This window comes from Burkholderia sp. Bp9015 (assembly GCF_003853505.1).
Lineage (GTDB): Bacteria > Pseudomonadota > Gammaproteobacteria > Burkholderiales > Burkholderiaceae > Burkholderia.
In genome coordinates this window covers 68887-83280 of record NZ_QTPZ01000014.1, presented here as the reverse complement: position 1 = coordinate 83280, position 14394 = coordinate 68887, and the positions used below count along the sequence as shown (strand labels likewise).

The following is a 14394-nucleotide window of genomic DNA, read 5'->3' as shown; positions in this document are numbered from 1 at the left end:
AAAGGGCCGATTCGAAGGTGGAAAGCCCGATGATAGTCACCCCACGACTTCGAAAAAATCAGAGAGAATCTGATCTTTGGTTCGGTTTTTACGAAATAACGATCCGATGCTGAATTTTCGACACCTGTACTATTTCTGGGTCGTGGTGAAGGAAGGCGGCTTCGCGCGGGCCGCCGAGCGGCTCGACATGGCCGTGCAGACGATCAGCGCGCAGGTCCGCGAACTGGAAAAGTCGCTCGGCCACCAGTTGCTGCGCCCGGCCGGGCGCGGTGTCGCGATGACCGACGCCGGCCAGGCCGCGTATGCGCGTGCGGAGGTCATCTTCGAGATGGGCCGGCTGATTCCCGACGAAGTGCGCGCGGCGGCCAGCCAGCCGACCGTGCGGCTCGCGGTCGGCCTCGCGGACGGGATCTCGAAGCTCGCCGCGCATGCGCTCCTCGCGCCGGTGCTCGATACGCCCACGCTGCGGCTGCTGTGCCACGAGGGCGAGCACGACGCGCTGCTCGCGGAACTGGCGCTCCATCACCTCGACCTCGTGCTGGCGGGCCAGGGTGCACCGTCGGGGTCGAACCTGCGCGTGACGAGCGAGCGGCTCGTCGCGTCGCCGGTCGACTGGTACGGGCCCGCGGCGCTCGTCACGCCGGCCGCGCGGCAGCGCTTTCCGGCGTGCCTCGCCGAGCTGCCGGTGCTGCTGCCGACCGCCCACTCGGCGCTGCGCGCGCGCCTCGACCTGTGGCTGGAGCGGGAACGGATCGTGCCCCGCATTGCCGGCGAATTCGAGGACAGCGCGCTGATGGCCGTGTTCGCGGCGCGCGGCCTCGGCGTGTTTCCGCTCAGCGAACTCGGCGCGAACGACGCATCGCTGCTGCGCGGGCTGCGCCGGCTCGGCCGCGCGGCCGACGTGACCGAGGAGATCCATGCGATCCGCTCGCGGCGCGGCGAACACCACCCGCTGGCGTCGCGCTTGCTCGCCGCCGCGCGGCCGGCGCCGGCCGGCTGAAGCGAGCGCGACATCAAACGAAACTATAATGACGCCCCGGCCATACGAGATTGCCACGCGCATCGCACCGGCCCCGCCGCCGCGTGCGTTGCGCCCGCAGCCCCGCGCGGCATCTCGCCGAGCCTATTGAAAGACGCCATGCACAACCGATTTCGCCTGTTTTCCGTTTCGTGCGCGCTCGCGGCCGCGACCGTGCTGGCGGCGTGCTCGTCGCCACCCAAGCCGATCTACCAGCAGGAGCAGTTCGACGCGACGAGCAGCCCGTATGCGCACACGTTCCACTCGAAATCCGACGCTTCCTGCGAGGCCGCGCGGCGCGCGCTGCTGAGCCAGGGTTATGTCGTGTCCTCGTCGCGCAACGACGCGGTCGACGGCAGCAAGAATTTCCAGCCGAGCAACGACATGCATGTCGTGATTGAGTTTCACGTCGTGTGCGCGGACGCGACTGCCGACGGCTCGTCGAGCATCGCGTACGTGAACGCGGTGCAGGACCGCTACACGCTGAAGAAGTCGAATACGTCGGCGAGCGTCGGGCTCAGCGTGTTCGGTTCGCTGTCGCTGCCGATCGGGTCGAGCGACGACGCGCTCGTGAAGACCGCGAGCGAGACGATTCCCGCCGGCGTGTTCTACGAGCGCTTCTTCAATCTCGTCGAGCATTTCCTGAAGATCGATCCGGCCCGCCGCGATCGCGCGACCGTGAAGGCGGCCGAGAAGGAGCCCGTGACGCCGCTGCCCGAGCCCGCGCCGACGCCGCAGGGCGAGCCGATGAAGATGACGACGCCGGTCGTGCCGACGCCGCCGGCGGCGCCGGTGCCGCTGTCCGTGCCGAGCGTCGCGCCGACGCAGGGCACGTCGGTCGTGCCGGCCGTGCCTGCTGCGGCATCGTCCGTGGTCGCGCCGGGGACGATGCGGGCCGTCGGGTCGGGGTTGGGAGCCGGCGTGGGTTCGGCGGCTGCGGCGGGTGCCGCGCCGGGTTCGGGTTCGGGTTCGGGTTCGGGTTCGGGTTCGGGTTCGGGTTCGGCACAAGCTTCGGCCTCGGCGCGGGCTTCGGCGCCTGCTTCGGCTGCGGTACCTGCTAAGACCTCGGCGCCCACCTCGGCTTCGACGCCCGCGTCAGCCTCCGCACCCGCTTCAGCTTCGACGCCCACTTCCGCTTCGGCGCCGGCCACGTCGACGTCTGCCGCTACCACGGCGGCATCGTCCGTGCCTGCGCCGGCGGCGTCCGCGCCGACGCCCTCGAACGCCGCTCCGGCGCCGGCAGGCAAGACGTCCGCACCCGCTGCTGCCGGCCCCGTCGCGTCGTCCGCGCCGACCGGCGCCAGCGCGCCGTCCGCGAACTGACCGCGCGCGCCCTCGCCGCGCCGCGCGCCGTGCGCGCGGTGCGCCGGCCGATCCCCGCCCCGTCACCCTCAGACGAGAAGATCTTGCCCCCGGCCACTGGCTGCGCGCGCCCGGCGTGACTTAACCCGCGAGCGGAAACAGCCCGTCGCGACAGACGACACGCCCCCGATTCCGCGGATGCCCGCGACCGGTCCCGCCCCGCCGTCACTTCGCCGTCACTTCACCGTGACATCTTCGTCCGCATCACGATCCGGCTGCGCTGCGTCACATGCCCGAGCGCGTTACCGCAGCGTCGCGTTCAGCGTCCGCATCTGCTCGGCCGTCGCCGTCACGCCGCCGCACACGATCACCGCGATCTCCGACGCCGAAGCAAGCACCGGCACCGGTTCTTCGAGCGCGGCCAGCGCAGCACCGCACGCCGGCTCGACGACGATCCGGTGCTCGTCCAGGAACCGCAGCGACGCAGCCACCGCCTGCGCGTCCGACACGACGACCGGATGGATCGCGTGCCGCTTCGCCCATGCGACCGCCGCGTCGCACGGCCGCTTCGCGCCGAGCGACGTCGCGATGCTCGTGATCGCCGGCAATTCGACCGGATGCCCGTGCGCGACCGAGCGCGCGTAGCTGTCGGCGCCTTCCGTCCCGACCGCGACGACCGGCACGTCGTGCCAGCCGTTGCGCGCGAGCCCCTCGAGCACGCCGCACAGCAGCCCGCCGCCGCCGACCGCGAGCACGACCGCGTCGGGCTTCGGGCCGGCCACCGCCATCTCGTCGATCATCGTCGCGTGCCCCTGCCACAGCACGGGATCGTCGAACGGATGCACGAACGCGTCCTGCGTACCGACGGTCGACAGCGCGAACGCATTCGCCTCGGCCCAGCTCGCACCGTGCACGACCACCCCCGCCCCCTCGACGCGGATCAGCTCCCGCGCGCGGGCCGACGCGGTTTCCGGCACGACGACGAGCACCGGCACGCCGAGCTCGCGGCCGCAATACGCGACCGCGATGCCCGCATTGCCGCCCGACGACGACACGAACCGGCGCGCGCCGGCCGCATGCCGTGTTTCGCACGCCGCGCCGATGCCGCGCAATTTGAACGAGCCGGACGGCTGCAGCGCGTCGAGCTTCAGCCGGATGTTCTTGCCGAGACGGCGCGACGCGATTTGCGAGCGGATATAGGGGGTCTGGATATGAAGCGGCATGATGCGGGACACGGTCGGGAATCGGGGCAAGGAGAACGCACGGGCCGGTGAACCGGCCCGCCAACGACGACCATCGTACGGCACGCTCGCCATGCTTTCCAATACCATTGGATGGCACTTACCATGCTTGACAGGCATACCCATAGAATCGAGGCCGAACACCGGAGCCGACACCGCATGCGCCAGATCGAACTGCGTCACCTGCGTTACTTCGTGGCCGTCGCGCAAGCCGGCAGCGTGATGGCCGGCGCCCGCGCGGCCGGCATCGTCCAGCCTGCGCTGTCGCGGCAGATCCGCGAACTCGAGGATGCGATCGGCACGCCGCTGCTGATCCGCCGCGCGACGGGCGTCACGCTCACGGCGGCCGGCGCGAGTTTCCTGCAGGATGCGACGGGCCTGCTCGCGACATTGCGGGACAGCCGCGAACGCGCGTTGCGCAGCGCGGCCGGCCAGCTCGGCGAACTGCGCCTCGGCGCGCTGCCGAACTGCCTGCCGCTGCCGGTCGTCGCGAACGTGCTGAAGGCGTTTCGCGACGCGTGTCCGGACGTGAAGCTGTCGATCGCGCCGATGCTGTCGGCCGAACAGGCGGCGGCGCTGATGCTCGGCCAGCTCGACGGCGGCATCATGGCGTGGCGCCGCGACGAGGCGCCGCATCTGTCGGGCGTGCGGCTGCTGAGCGATCGCTTCGTGCTCGCGATGCCTGCGCCGCCCGGCGGCCGCTTCCACGCGCCGCGCACGCTCGCCGACGTCGCGCACGAGCCGTTCGTCTGGTTCGACGCGCAGCGCTCCGCCGCGCACCACCGCTTCCTGATGGCTCAGTGCGACCGGGCCGGTTTCACGCCGCGCATCGCGCAGGTCGGCAGCGACATCCCGACGCTGATCGGTCTCGTCGCAGCCGGCATGGGCTGCGCATTCGTGCCGGAAAGCGCGTCGCCGACGTGCCCGCGCACGGTCCGGCTCGTCGCACTCGACGAACTCGCGAGCCGCTTCGACATCGAGTTCGTGTTCGACGGTGCGGCGGCGCCGGGCTCGCCCGTCGTCGCGCGGTTTCTCGAGGCGGTGCGCGATGCGGCCGGGCAGGCGGACTGACCGACCGGCCTGGCATGCGCGACCCGCGCGACGCCGGCGGATTCCGCCTCGTCGCGCGGCAGCGGATTCGGCCGTCTGCGCGCAGTCGCTTCGGACGACGGCCGGCATTGCCGTCATCGTGCCCCCGGAACGTCCGTCCGAGTGCACGACCAATCTTTCGAATGGGTGACGATCGACGCCATCACGCCGGAATTTTCAAATTGACGCCAAAAAAGGCCGTTTAACGTCACTTCGAAACGTTATGCACCGAAATATACTGCGCCCGCATCCGCCCTCGTGCCAAAGAGAGGATGCCTTTCCGCCCCGGCCACGGTCCCCCTGTGACCGGGGATTTTTTTGGCGGCAAGCCGCGCCGGCAAAGGGTGGGTTGGCGGGAAGGATGACGCGCTCGCGCCGGGCCTCGCCGGCTGTGCGGCCCGTCGCCCGACCGGCCTGACGACGCCGCGCGCCGGCCCGCCCCGCACGCCCCCGCCTGCCGCCCGCATCACGTCGAACACCCGCCGCGCATCGAGCGCGGCGCGCAAGCGGATCGCGCACCCACCCGGACGCCGCGTTCCGTCCGACGACGAAAACCTTGCTCCGGATACGGTTCGATCGTCCGCACGGCCGGCGGCCGGCCGTCGCATCGCGGGAAGCCCCGCCCGGCGGCCGTACGCGCGTGCCGTCCCAATCGCGCATTGTTGACATGAAATCAAGATAATTTCGCCCGAGCACGGCTTTTTCCGCAAAAGTAACGCAGGCACACTTCACCCTGTCCACAACGGCCCGGTGCCGTTGCCCCATGCTTACCGGAGCGCATCGCGTGAACACCACGACTTCTTCCCCTTCCCGCCCGGGCGGCAGCGCCACGCTGCCGCTGCTGGCGCTCGCCGCCGGTGCGTTCGGCATCGGCACGACCGAGTTCTCGCCGATGGGCCTCTTGCCCGTGATCGCCGACGGCGTCCACGTGTCGATTCCGCAGGCCGGCATGCTGATCAGCGCGTATGCGATCGGCGTGATGGTCGGCGCGCCGCTGATGACGCTGCTGCTCGCGCGCTGGTCGCGCCGCTCGGCGCTGATCGCGCTGATGTCGATCTTCACGATCGGCAACCTGCTGTCGGCCGTCGCGCCCGACTACACGACGCTGCTGCTCGCACGACTCGTCACGAGCCTGAACCACGGCGCGTTCTTCGGGCTCGGCTCGGTGGTCGCGGCCAGCCTCGTGCCGCGCGAAAAGCAGGCCAGCGCGGTCGCGACGATGTTCATGGGCCTTACGATCGCGAACGTCGGCGGCGTGCCGGCCGCGACCTGGCTCGGCCAGATGATCGGCTGGCGCATGTCGTTCGCGGCGACCGCCGTGCTCGGCCTGATCGCGATCGCCGGCCTGTTCGCCGCGCTGCCGAAGGGCGCAGCCGGCAGGATGCCGAACCTGCGTGCCGAACTGTCGGTGCTGACGCGCCCGGTCGTGCTCGGCGCGCTCGGGACCACGGTGCTCGGCGCCGGCGCGATGTTCACGCTGTACACGTATGTCGCCCCGACGCTCGAACACCTGACCGGCGCGACGCCCGGCTTCGTCACCGCGATGCTCGTGCTGATCGGCGTCGGCTTCTCGATCGGCAACATCGCCGGCGGCCGCCTCGCCGACCGCTCGCTCGACGGCACGCTGATCGGCTTCCTGGTGCTGCTGATCGTGACGATGGCCGCGTTCCCGCTGCTCGCGCGCACCCATGCCGGCGCCGCTGTCACGCTGCTGGTCTGGGGTGTCGCGACGTTCGCGGTGGTCCCGCCGCTGCAGATGCGCGTGATGCGTGCCGCACACGAAGCCCCGGGCCTCGCGTCGGCCGTCAACATCGGCGCGTTCAACCTCGGCAACGCAGTCGGTGCGGCAGCGGGCGGCGCAGCGATCTCGGCCGGCTTCGGCTACGCGGCGGTGCCGCTCGTCGGCGGGCTGATCGCGGCGGCGGGGCTCGCGCTCGTCGCGCTGCAGATGATCCAGCGCCGCCGCGCGCCGGTCGCCGCGAATTCGTGAGCGCCCGGTGACCCGCGTGGTGCCGATACGCGGCACCGCGATTGAGAAATGCCCGCGCCGGGATTCCGGTGCGGGCATTTTCGTTGACGGCCGCACATCGCGCATCGCGGGCCGCCGCTTCGACGTATCGACGTATCGACGTATCGACGTCTCAGCGCCTCAGCGCCTCAGCGCGCGCCGGCGAACCCGCCGAAGAACGCGCGCGCATTCGTGTCGAGGCTCTCGAGGTGATAGCCGCCCTCCTGCACGATCACCGTCGGCAAGCCGAGCGCACCGATCGCGCCGCCGAGCCGGCCGAACCCGTCGGTCGTGACGGCCACCTGCGATTGCGGGTCGTCCTTGTAGATGTCGAAGCCGAGCGCGAGCACGAGCGCGTCGGGCTGGAACCGCGCGAGCGCCCGCAGCGCGTCGTCGAGCCGCTCGAAGAACGCCGACTCGGGCGCGCCATGCTGCATCGGCAGGTTCAGGTTGTAGCCGTCGCCGGCGCCCGCGCCCGTCTCGTCCTCGTAACCGGCGACGACCGGATAGAAATTGGTCGGGTCGCCGTGAATCGATACGTACAGCACGTCGTCGCGGCCGTAGAAGATCTCCTGCACGCCCTGCCCGTGATGCATGTCGGTGTCGAGGATCGCAACCCTGCGATGGCGGCCGAGCAGCGCCTGCGCGGCGATCGCCGCATTGTTCAGGTAGCAGAAGCCGCCGGCCGCATCGCGGCGCGCGTGATGGCCGGGCGGCCGGCACAGTGCGTACGCATCGCGCGCGCCGTCGTTCACGTCCGACGCGGCCGCGAGCGCGCTCTGCGCGGACCAGTACGCGGCGCGCCACGTGTTCGCGCCGACCGGGCAACTGCCGTCGGCGAGATAGCGCGCGGCCTTCGCGAGCACGCCGCGCAGCGGGTTCGGGTCGCGCACGAACACGTTCGACATCACTTCGTCGCCCCAGTCGTCGGGCATCCGCTTCCAGTCGCGATGCGCTTCCTCGAGAAAACGCAGGTAGTTCATGTCGTGCACGGCCGCGATCGGCGCGGTGCCGCGGTCGGCCGGCTCGCGCACGTCGAAGTCAAGCGCATGCACCGCCGCGACCAGCCGCGCCGCGCGCTCGGGCACCTCCTGCGGCTCGCGCATCCTGCCGCGCGACAGGTAGGTGCGCGGATGGTGCAGCAACTGTTCGGGGTGGAAATAGGTTTTCATCGTGGGTCCTCGTCGATTCGCCGTGTCATGCGTCGTGCGCGGCCGCGGCCACGCGCGTCGCGACGCCCGCTCGTGCGAGCACCGCGTGGAGCAGCACGTTCGTGCCGCGCGTCACGTCGTCGGGCAACGCGTCCTCGGCCTCGTTGTGCGACAGCCCGTCGACGCACGGGATGAACACCATCGCGGTCGGCACGCGGCGCGCGAGCAGGATCGCGTCGTGACCGGCGCCGCTGACGATCCGCTCGTTCGTGTAGCCGAATGCGTCCGCCGCCTGCGCGACCAGTTCGACGCAGGCGCGGTCGAACGGCGCCGCCGGACTGCGCCAGCAGCTCTCGATCGACACCTGAACGCCGCGCGCGGCGGCCACGCGCGCGCCGGCATCGCGCAGCTCGCGCTCCATCGCATCGACCTGCGCATCGTCGTGATGGCGCAGGTCGACCGTGAACGTCACGTCGCCTGCGATCGTGTTGCGCGACGCGTTGCGGATGCCGACCTGCCCGATCGTCGCGAGCCCGCGCGGCGCGTAGCCCGCGACGATCCGTTCCAGTTCGAGCGCGATCTGCGCGCTCGCGAAATACGCGTCCTTGCGATACGGCATCGGCGTCGTGCCCGCATGCGCGGCCACGCCCGTCACGCTCACGTCGAGCCAGCGGATCGCCTGCCCGCCCGTGACGACGCCGATCGTCGTGCCGTTCGCCTCGAGCACCGGGCCCTGTTCGATATGCGCTTCGAAATACGCGTCGAGCGCGCCGCCCGGCGCGCGCGTGCCGCGGTAGCCGCATGCGTCCAGCGCGGCGCCGAGCGTGACACCGTCGGCATCCTGCTTCGCGAGCGCGTCGTCGAGCGGCAGCGCGCCCGTGAACACCGCCGAGCCGAGCATCGCCGGTGCGAAACGCGCGCCTTCCTCGTTGGTCCACGACACGATCTCGAGCGGCTTGTCGGTCGCGATGCCCGCATCGTTCAGCGTGCGCACGAGCTCCAGCGCGGCGAGCACGCCGTACACGCCGTCGAAGCGCCCGCCTTCGGGCTGCGTGTCGAGATGACTGCCGATCAGCACCGGCGCGGCCTGCGCATCGGTGCCGGCGCGCCGCGCGAACAGGTTGCCGACCGCATCGACGCTCACCGTCATTCCCGCGTCGCGGCACCACTGCGCGAACAGGTCGCGCCCGCGCCGATCGTCGTCGGTCAGCGCAAGGCGCCGCACACCGCCGCGCGGCGTCGCGCCGATGCGCGCCATCTCGGCCAGGCTCCGCCACAGGCGGGCACCGTCGATTTCCAGCAGGTCTTTCATTTGCACTCCGATGAATTCGTTCGTTGAGTTTCAGCGCGAGCCGAGCGCTTCGGCGGCGGCCGGCCGGGCCGCGCGGCGCGCGTCGAGCGCAACGATGCAAAGCAGCGAGACGCCGGCGAGCCCCGTGTAGAACACCGCGAGCGGCCACCACTGGCCCGCGAAGCGATGCGCGAGCCAGGTGCCGACGAGCGGCGTCAGGCCGCCCGCGATCGCGCCGCAGATCTGATAAGCGAGCGAGATCGCCGAATAGCGCACGTGCGCGGGAAACACGCCGCTCACGAAGCCGGCGATCACCGAATAGAAACCGGCCATGCAGACGACCGCGAGCGCGATGCCCGCGACGAGCGACGCGGACGTGCCGCCCTGCACGAGCATGAACATCGGGTACGGCGACAGCATCGCGAGCAGCGCGGCGATCTTCAGGAAACGCGCGCCGCCGATGCGCTCGGCGATCCACGCGGCGATCGGCTGCGCGATGAACTGGATGATCGCGACCGCGAACAGGCTGTCGAGGATCAGCGAGCGCGACACGCCGACGTACTGCGTCGTGTACGCGATCATGAACGTGTTGGTGAAATAGACGCCCGCGATCCCGATGGTGTTCGCGCCGATGCAGAGCAGCACGAGCCCCGATGCGGAGCGGAACACTTCGGCGACCGGCAGCTTCACGGTACGGTTCGTCTCCTTCACGCGCGCGAACTCCGGCGACTCGTTCACGCCGAGCCGGATCAGGATGCCGACGACGAGCAGCACCGAGCTCGCGAGGAACGGCAGGCGCCAGCCCCAGGCGAGAAAGTCGGCCTTGTCCATCGACGTGACCGCGCGGAACGCGACCAGCGACAGGATCAGCCCGGCCGGGCTGCCGAGCTGCGCGAACGACGCGAAGAAGGTGCGGCGCCCCTGCGGCGCGTGTTCGCCCGCCATCAGCACCGCGCCGCCCCACTCGCCGCCGACCGCGATCCCCTGCACGACGCGCAGCGCGACCAGCAGCACCGGCGCGAGCATGCCGACCTTCGAATAGTCGGGCAGCAGCCCGACGCAGACGGTCGCGACGCCCATCATCATCAGCGTCGTCATCAGCGCCTTCTTGCGGCCGATGCGATCGCCGAGGTGGCCGAACACGATGCCGCCGAGCGGGCGCGCGAAGAAGCCGACGGCGAACGTCGCGAACGACGCCATCGTGCTGACGAAGCGGTCATGCGACGGGAAATAGAGTTCGCCGAACACGAGCGCGGCGGCGGTCGCGTAGATGTAGAAGTCATACCACTCGATCATCGTGCCGATGAACGCGGCCGTCGCGGCACGCGCCGGCTGGCGGGCGGAAGGAAGGGACTGGGTCATGCGGGCTCCTGGCGCGCGCCGCGGCACGCGCGATATCGTGATGGCCGGCCGTCTGTCGCGGCCTCGCGCCGCACGGTGCGGCGCCCCTCCTTTATCGGCGACCGCACATCATTAGTCAAATTTCAAGTTATTATTTCGCGTATAAATTCAGCTAATGACTGACCCGATGCGCGCCGACCTCGCCCCCTTCCTCAACGACCGCCTCGACTGGAACCTGCTGCGCACGTATCTGGTGATCATGCAGGAGCGCAGCGTGAGCCGCGCGGCCGCGCGCCTGCACGTGACGCAGCCGGCCGTGAGCCAGGCGCTGCGGCGGCTCGAGGAGGCCCTCGAGCGCAAGCTGATCGAGCGGCGCGGCGCGCACTTCGCGCCGACGCCGGCCGGCGAAGCCGTGTACCGGATCGCGAGCGACATCTACGGCGGCGTGTCGCGGCTCGAAACGGAGCTCGACGACAGCACGGCCGACCTCACCGGCTCGATCCGGCTGCTGACGGTGAGCCGCATCGAGTCGCCCGTCTACGACGAATTCCTCGCCGACTTCCATCGCGCGTATCCGCGCATCGACCTGCAGATCGAGGTGATGCGCTCGTCGGACATCCTGTCGTCGCTGCTGCAGAAGACGGCCACCGCCGGGCTCGGCCTGTGCCGCACGCCGCACGACAAGCTGGAGATGCGCTGCTTCCTGCGGCAGCGCTATGCGATCTACTGCGGCCGCCATCACCGGCTGTTCGGGCAGACGCAGTTGCGGATGGACGACCTGCTCGCGGAAAACTTCGTGTCGTTTACGAGCGACCAGATCGGCGACAGCCTGTCGCCGCTCACCGTGTTCCGCGACCAGAAGGGTTTCACCGGGCGCATCGTCGCGTCGTCGCCGAGCCTCGAGGAAGTGCGGCGGCTGATCTTCGCCGGTTACGGCATCGGTTGCCTGCCCGAGCACATCGTGCGCGACGACATCGCGCAGCAACGCCTGTGGCGGCTGCCGCCGGACGATGGGCTCGTCGACGTCGACGTGTTCCTGCTGTGGCATCGCGACCGCAAGATGAACGCGGCCGAGCAGGCGTTCCTCGACGCGATGGAGCGCTGCATGCAGCGTCATTCGCTCGCGGAACGGCTGGGGATGTGAGCGCGCGGATGTTGGCGCGCGAATGCGGGCGCACGCATGCCGGCGCGCGATTGCGCGCACCCGTGACGGGAAACAGGCGCCGACCCGCGGCCCGGCGCCCGATGCCTCGTCAGAAGCGATGCACGATGCCGAGCTGCACGCCGCGCGCATTCGCGCCCGGATACGCGAGCGGCAGGCCCGGGTTCGCCGCGCCGGCGAGCGTGTAGCCGGCCTGGTTGCGGTTGCGCAGGTACGACAGCGCGCCGTAGAAGCTCGTGCGCTTCGACAGGTCGTATTCGTACATCAGCCCGAACTGGTCCGCGTTGTCGCCCTGCGAAGTCTGGTCATGCAGGTACGCATAGCCGAGCGCGACGTAGTTCGCCGGATTGAGCTGGTACTTGACCGACAGCCCGTACACGCGCGAATCGATCCCGAGGTCGGCCCACTTCACCGCGGAGAAGCCGCCGTACACGGTCGCCTTGCCGATTGCGTACGACGCGCCGGCCATGATCGTGCGATCGGTCGTGGTCGCGGTCTTGTTCTTCAGCCACTGGCCTGCGACGAATGCCGCGAACGGCCCGTGCTCGTAGGTCAGGTCGAACTGCTGGCTCGAGCCTGCCGAGCGCACGCCGCCCGCGTCGCCGAATCCGAAATACAGGCCGGCCTGGAAACCGGCGATCTCGGGGCTCTGGTACGACAGCGTATTGCTGGTGCGGAACGCGAACACGGTCAGGTTGTCCATGCCGGACGCCTGCGTGACGCCGCCGAACGCGTCCTGCCCGCCCTGGTCGTTGAACAGCGGCGAATTCTGGCGGCCCGCGCGCACCTTGCCCCACTGCCCCGCGATGCCGACCCACGCCTGCCGGTTGAACATGCTGCCCGAGCTTGCCAGCGAACCGTCGTTCGCGTTGAAGCCGTTCTCGAGCGCGAACTCGATCTTCTGGCCGCCGCCGATGTCCTCGCCGCCCTTCAGCCCGAAGCGGCTGCCCCACTGGCCGCCCGAGCCGATCGCCGCCGTGTAGCCGTTGCCGGTATTCACGTACTGCGCGAATTCGTCGATCACGCCGTACAGCGTGACGCCGTCCTGCGCGAGCGCGGCGCCCGACCCACCCAGGCATGCGGCCGTAACGGCCATGCGAAGACCGGCATGCGCCGATCGCGCTCGGGAACGATTGTCTCGTGCGTTCATCTGCTTAGTCATACTATTCAATGAAAGGAGAATGGAACGATGCCGGGCACGGTGGTCTGCCATGCCGGCATCGCGGATAACGAAGGTGAGGTACAGCGCGGCAGCCGGTCGCGCCCGGTTCGGCGCGGCGGGCCGCTCAGGCCGGCTGCAGGCCGGCCCGGCGGACGACGCGATGCGTCAGTGATGAACCTCGCCGCGTTCGAGCGGCAGGATCAGGCGCTCGGGGATGCTGCGCCGCGACGCACGCGCGCCGACGTAGTACAGCACGGCCGGCACGATGAGGCCGAGGATCCACGAGATGTCGGTGCCGCCGAGCGCGTCGACGAGCGCACCGGTATAGATGTGCGTCGACATGAACGGCAGCTGCACCAGGATGCCGACCACGTAGATCGTGATCGCCATCGCGTTCCAGCGGCCATAGCGGCCGTCCGGATCGGACAGCGCGGGCACGTCGTAGCGCGAGCGCGTGAAGCAGTAGTAGTCGACCAGGTTGATCGCGCTCCACGGCGTGAAGAACGCGAGCAGGAACAGGATGAACGCGGTGAATTCCTTCAGGAACGAATGGCGGCCGGCGAGCGCGATCAGCGTCGACACGCAGATCATCCCGAAGATGTACACGAGACGGCTCTTCGACGACACCGCGCCCTTGCCGCGGAAGCCGCTGACGATCGTCGCCATCGACATGAAGCTGCCGTACGCGTTGAGCGCGGTCACCGTCACCTTGCCGAACGCGATGCTGAAGTACAGCAGCGCGGCCACGGCGCCCGTCGAGCCGAGGCCGACGATGTACGACACCTCGTGGTGCGCGAACTGGCTGCCGGCCAGCGCCGCCGCGAACACGCCGAACACCATCGCCGCCTGCGCGCCGATCACCGAGCCGAGGCCGACCGCGAGGAACGTGGCGACCGACGACGTCGAGCGCGGCAGGTAGCGCGAGTAGTCGGCGACGTACGGGCCGAACGCGATCTGCCACGACGCGGACAGCGACATCGACAGCAGGAAGCTCGCGAGCGAGAAGTGCCGGTTCGCGAGCAGTGCGCCGACGTCGTGGTTCGCGAACAGCTGCGTGAACATGTAGACGAACGCGACGATGCCGATCACGCTCGCGATCCGGCCGACGAAGTGGATCGCGCGATAGCCGAACACCGTCAGCACGACGATCACGGCCGCGAACAACAGGATGCCGGCCGCGTCGTCGACGTGCAGCAATTGCGCGACGGCCTGCCCGGCGAGCACCGAGCCGCTGGCGGAAAAACCGATGTACATCAGGCACACGAGCACGATCGGGATCATCGCGCCGTAGACGCCGAACTGCACGCGGCTCGAGATCATCTGCGGCAACCCGAGCTGCGGCCCCTGCGCGCCGTGCAGCGCCATCACCGCGCCGCCGACGAGCTGGCCGAGCAGCAGCGCGATCAGCGACCAGAACACGTCGCCGCCGAGCACGACCGCCAGCGCGCCCGTGACGATGGCCGTGATCTGCATGTTCGCGGACAGCCACAGCGTGAACTGGCTCAGCAGTCCGCCGTGGCGTTCGGCGTCGGGAATGAAATCGATCGAGCGTACCTCGATCAGACCGCCGGCTTTTCCACTGGGATTCGTTGACACGGGTAAATCTCCAAGATACTGAGGATCACAAAT

11 protein-coding genes are annotated in these 14394 nt (G+C 69.8%); 5 read left to right on the top strand and 6 right to left on the bottom strand.

Features of this window, described 5'->3' with window-relative positions; genetic code table 11:
• Positions 1-106 precede the first annotated feature (106 nt).
• Together DIE12_RS16940 and DIE12_RS16935 are read left to right on the top strand one after the other, a co-directional pair.
• Positions 107-1000: a LysR family transcriptional regulator gene (locus tag DIE12_RS16940; protein ID WP_124487556.1), complete on the top strand. Its 894-nt coding sequence runs from the start codon at positions 107-109 to the stop codon at positions 998-1000.
• 138 nt (positions 1001-1138) lie between these two features.
• Entirely contained in the window at positions 1139-2341 is a 1203-nt protein-coding gene (locus tag DIE12_RS16935; RefSeq protein ID WP_124521315.1) for a DUF2242 domain-containing protein, read from the top strand.
• Between the two features lie 281 nt (positions 2342-2622).
• On the opposite strand, the gene DIE12_RS16930 is transcribed toward DIE12_RS16935, so the two are convergent.
• Positions 2623-3543 (bottom strand): pyridoxal-phosphate dependent enzyme, encoded by a 921-nt coding sequence (locus DIE12_RS16930; protein ID WP_124521321.1) that lies wholly within the window; start codon positions 3541-3543, stop codon positions 2623-2625.
• A gap of 177 nt (positions 3544-3720) precedes the next feature.
• Here DIE12_RS16930 and DIE12_RS16925 point away from each other — a divergent pair, with 177 nt between their 5' ends.
• Positions 3721-4632, top strand: coding sequence for a LysR family transcriptional regulator (locus tag DIE12_RS16925; protein WP_124487554.1), 912 nt, complete (start codon positions 3721-3723; stop codon positions 4630-4632).
• A gap of 802 nt (positions 4633-5434) precedes the next feature.
• A complete protein-coding gene (locus tag DIE12_RS16920; RefSeq protein ID WP_124487553.1) occupies positions 5435-6640 on the top strand; it encodes an MFS transporter in 1206 nt (401 codons plus the stop codon).
• 167 nt (positions 6641-6807) lie between these two features.
• Here the strand turns inward: DIE12_RS16920 and DIE12_RS16915 are convergent, their stop codons facing one another.
• The 3 genes from DIE12_RS16915 to DIE12_RS16905 are packed head-to-tail and all read right to left on the bottom strand — an operon-like array spanning position 6808 to position 10462.
• Entirely contained in the window at positions 6808-7830 is a 1023-nt protein-coding gene (locus tag DIE12_RS16915) for a histone deacetylase family protein (RefSeq protein ID WP_124487552.1), read from the bottom strand.
• Positions 7831-7855: 25 nt separating this feature from the next.
• Positions 7856-9121 carry a Zn-dependent hydrolase gene (locus tag DIE12_RS16910; protein ID WP_124487551.1) on the bottom strand — a complete coding sequence of 422 codons (1266 nt, stop codon included), beginning with the start codon at positions 9119-9121 and terminating at the stop codon, positions 7856-7858.
• Positions 9122-9151: 30 nt separating this feature from the next.
• Complete coding sequence (locus DIE12_RS16905) at positions 9152-10462, bottom strand: MFS transporter (protein ID WP_044844932.1); 1311 nt, start codon at positions 10460-10462, stop codon at positions 9152-9154.
• 166 nt (positions 10463-10628) lie between these two features.
• Here DIE12_RS16905 and DIE12_RS16900 point away from each other — a divergent pair, with 166 nt between their 5' ends.
• Positions 10629-11585, top strand: coding sequence for a LysR family transcriptional regulator (locus DIE12_RS16900; protein ID WP_124487628.1), 957 nt, complete (start codon positions 10629-10631; stop codon positions 11583-11585).
• Between the two features lie 109 nt (positions 11586-11694).
• On the opposite strand, the gene DIE12_RS16895 is transcribed toward DIE12_RS16900, so the two are convergent.
• Together DIE12_RS16895 and DIE12_RS16890 are read right to left on the bottom strand one after the other, a co-directional pair.
• Entirely contained in the window at positions 11695-12765 is a 1071-nt protein-coding gene (locus DIE12_RS16895; RefSeq protein WP_124487550.1) for a porin, read from the bottom strand.
• 165 nt (positions 12766-12930) lie between these two features.
• Positions 12931-14361, bottom strand: coding sequence for a cytosine permease (locus DIE12_RS16890; RefSeq protein ID WP_124487549.1), 1431 nt, complete (start codon positions 14359-14361; stop codon positions 12931-12933).
• Positions 14362-14394 lie beyond the last annotated feature (33 nt).

Coding starts and splice junctions, on each gene's coding strand:
- DIE12_RS16905 (WP_044844932.1), bottom strand. CDS start 10,462: ATGACCCAGTCCCTTCCTTCCGCCCGCCAGCCGGCGCGTGCCGCGACG.
- DIE12_RS16910 (WP_124487551.1), bottom strand. CDS start 9,121: ATGAAAGACCTGCTGGAAATCGACGGTGCCCGCCTGTGGCGGAGCCTG.
- DIE12_RS16900 (WP_124487628.1), top strand. CDS start 10,629: ATGCGCGCCGACCTCGCCCCCTTCCTCAACGACCGCCTCGACTGGAAC.
- DIE12_RS16925 (WP_124487554.1), top strand. CDS start 3,721: ATGCGCCAGATCGAACTGCGTCACCTGCGTTACTTCGTGGCCGTCGCG.
- DIE12_RS16930 (WP_124521321.1), bottom strand. CDS start 3,543: ATGCCGCTTCATATCCAGACCCCCTATATCCGCTCGCAAATCGCGTCG.
- DIE12_RS16915 (WP_124487552.1), bottom strand. CDS start 7,830: ATGAAAACCTATTTCCACCCCGAACAGTTGCTGCACCATCCGCGCACC.
- DIE12_RS16895 (WP_124487550.1), bottom strand. CDS start 12,765: ATGACTAAGCAGATGAACGCACGAGACAATCGTTCCCGAGCGCGATCG.
- DIE12_RS16940 (WP_124487556.1), top strand. CDS start 107: ATGCTGAATTTTCGACACCTGTACTATTTCTGGGTCGTGGTGAAGGAA.
- DIE12_RS16935 (WP_124521315.1), top strand. CDS start 1,139: ATGCACAACCGATTTCGCCTGTTTTCCGTTTCGTGCGCGCTCGCGGCC.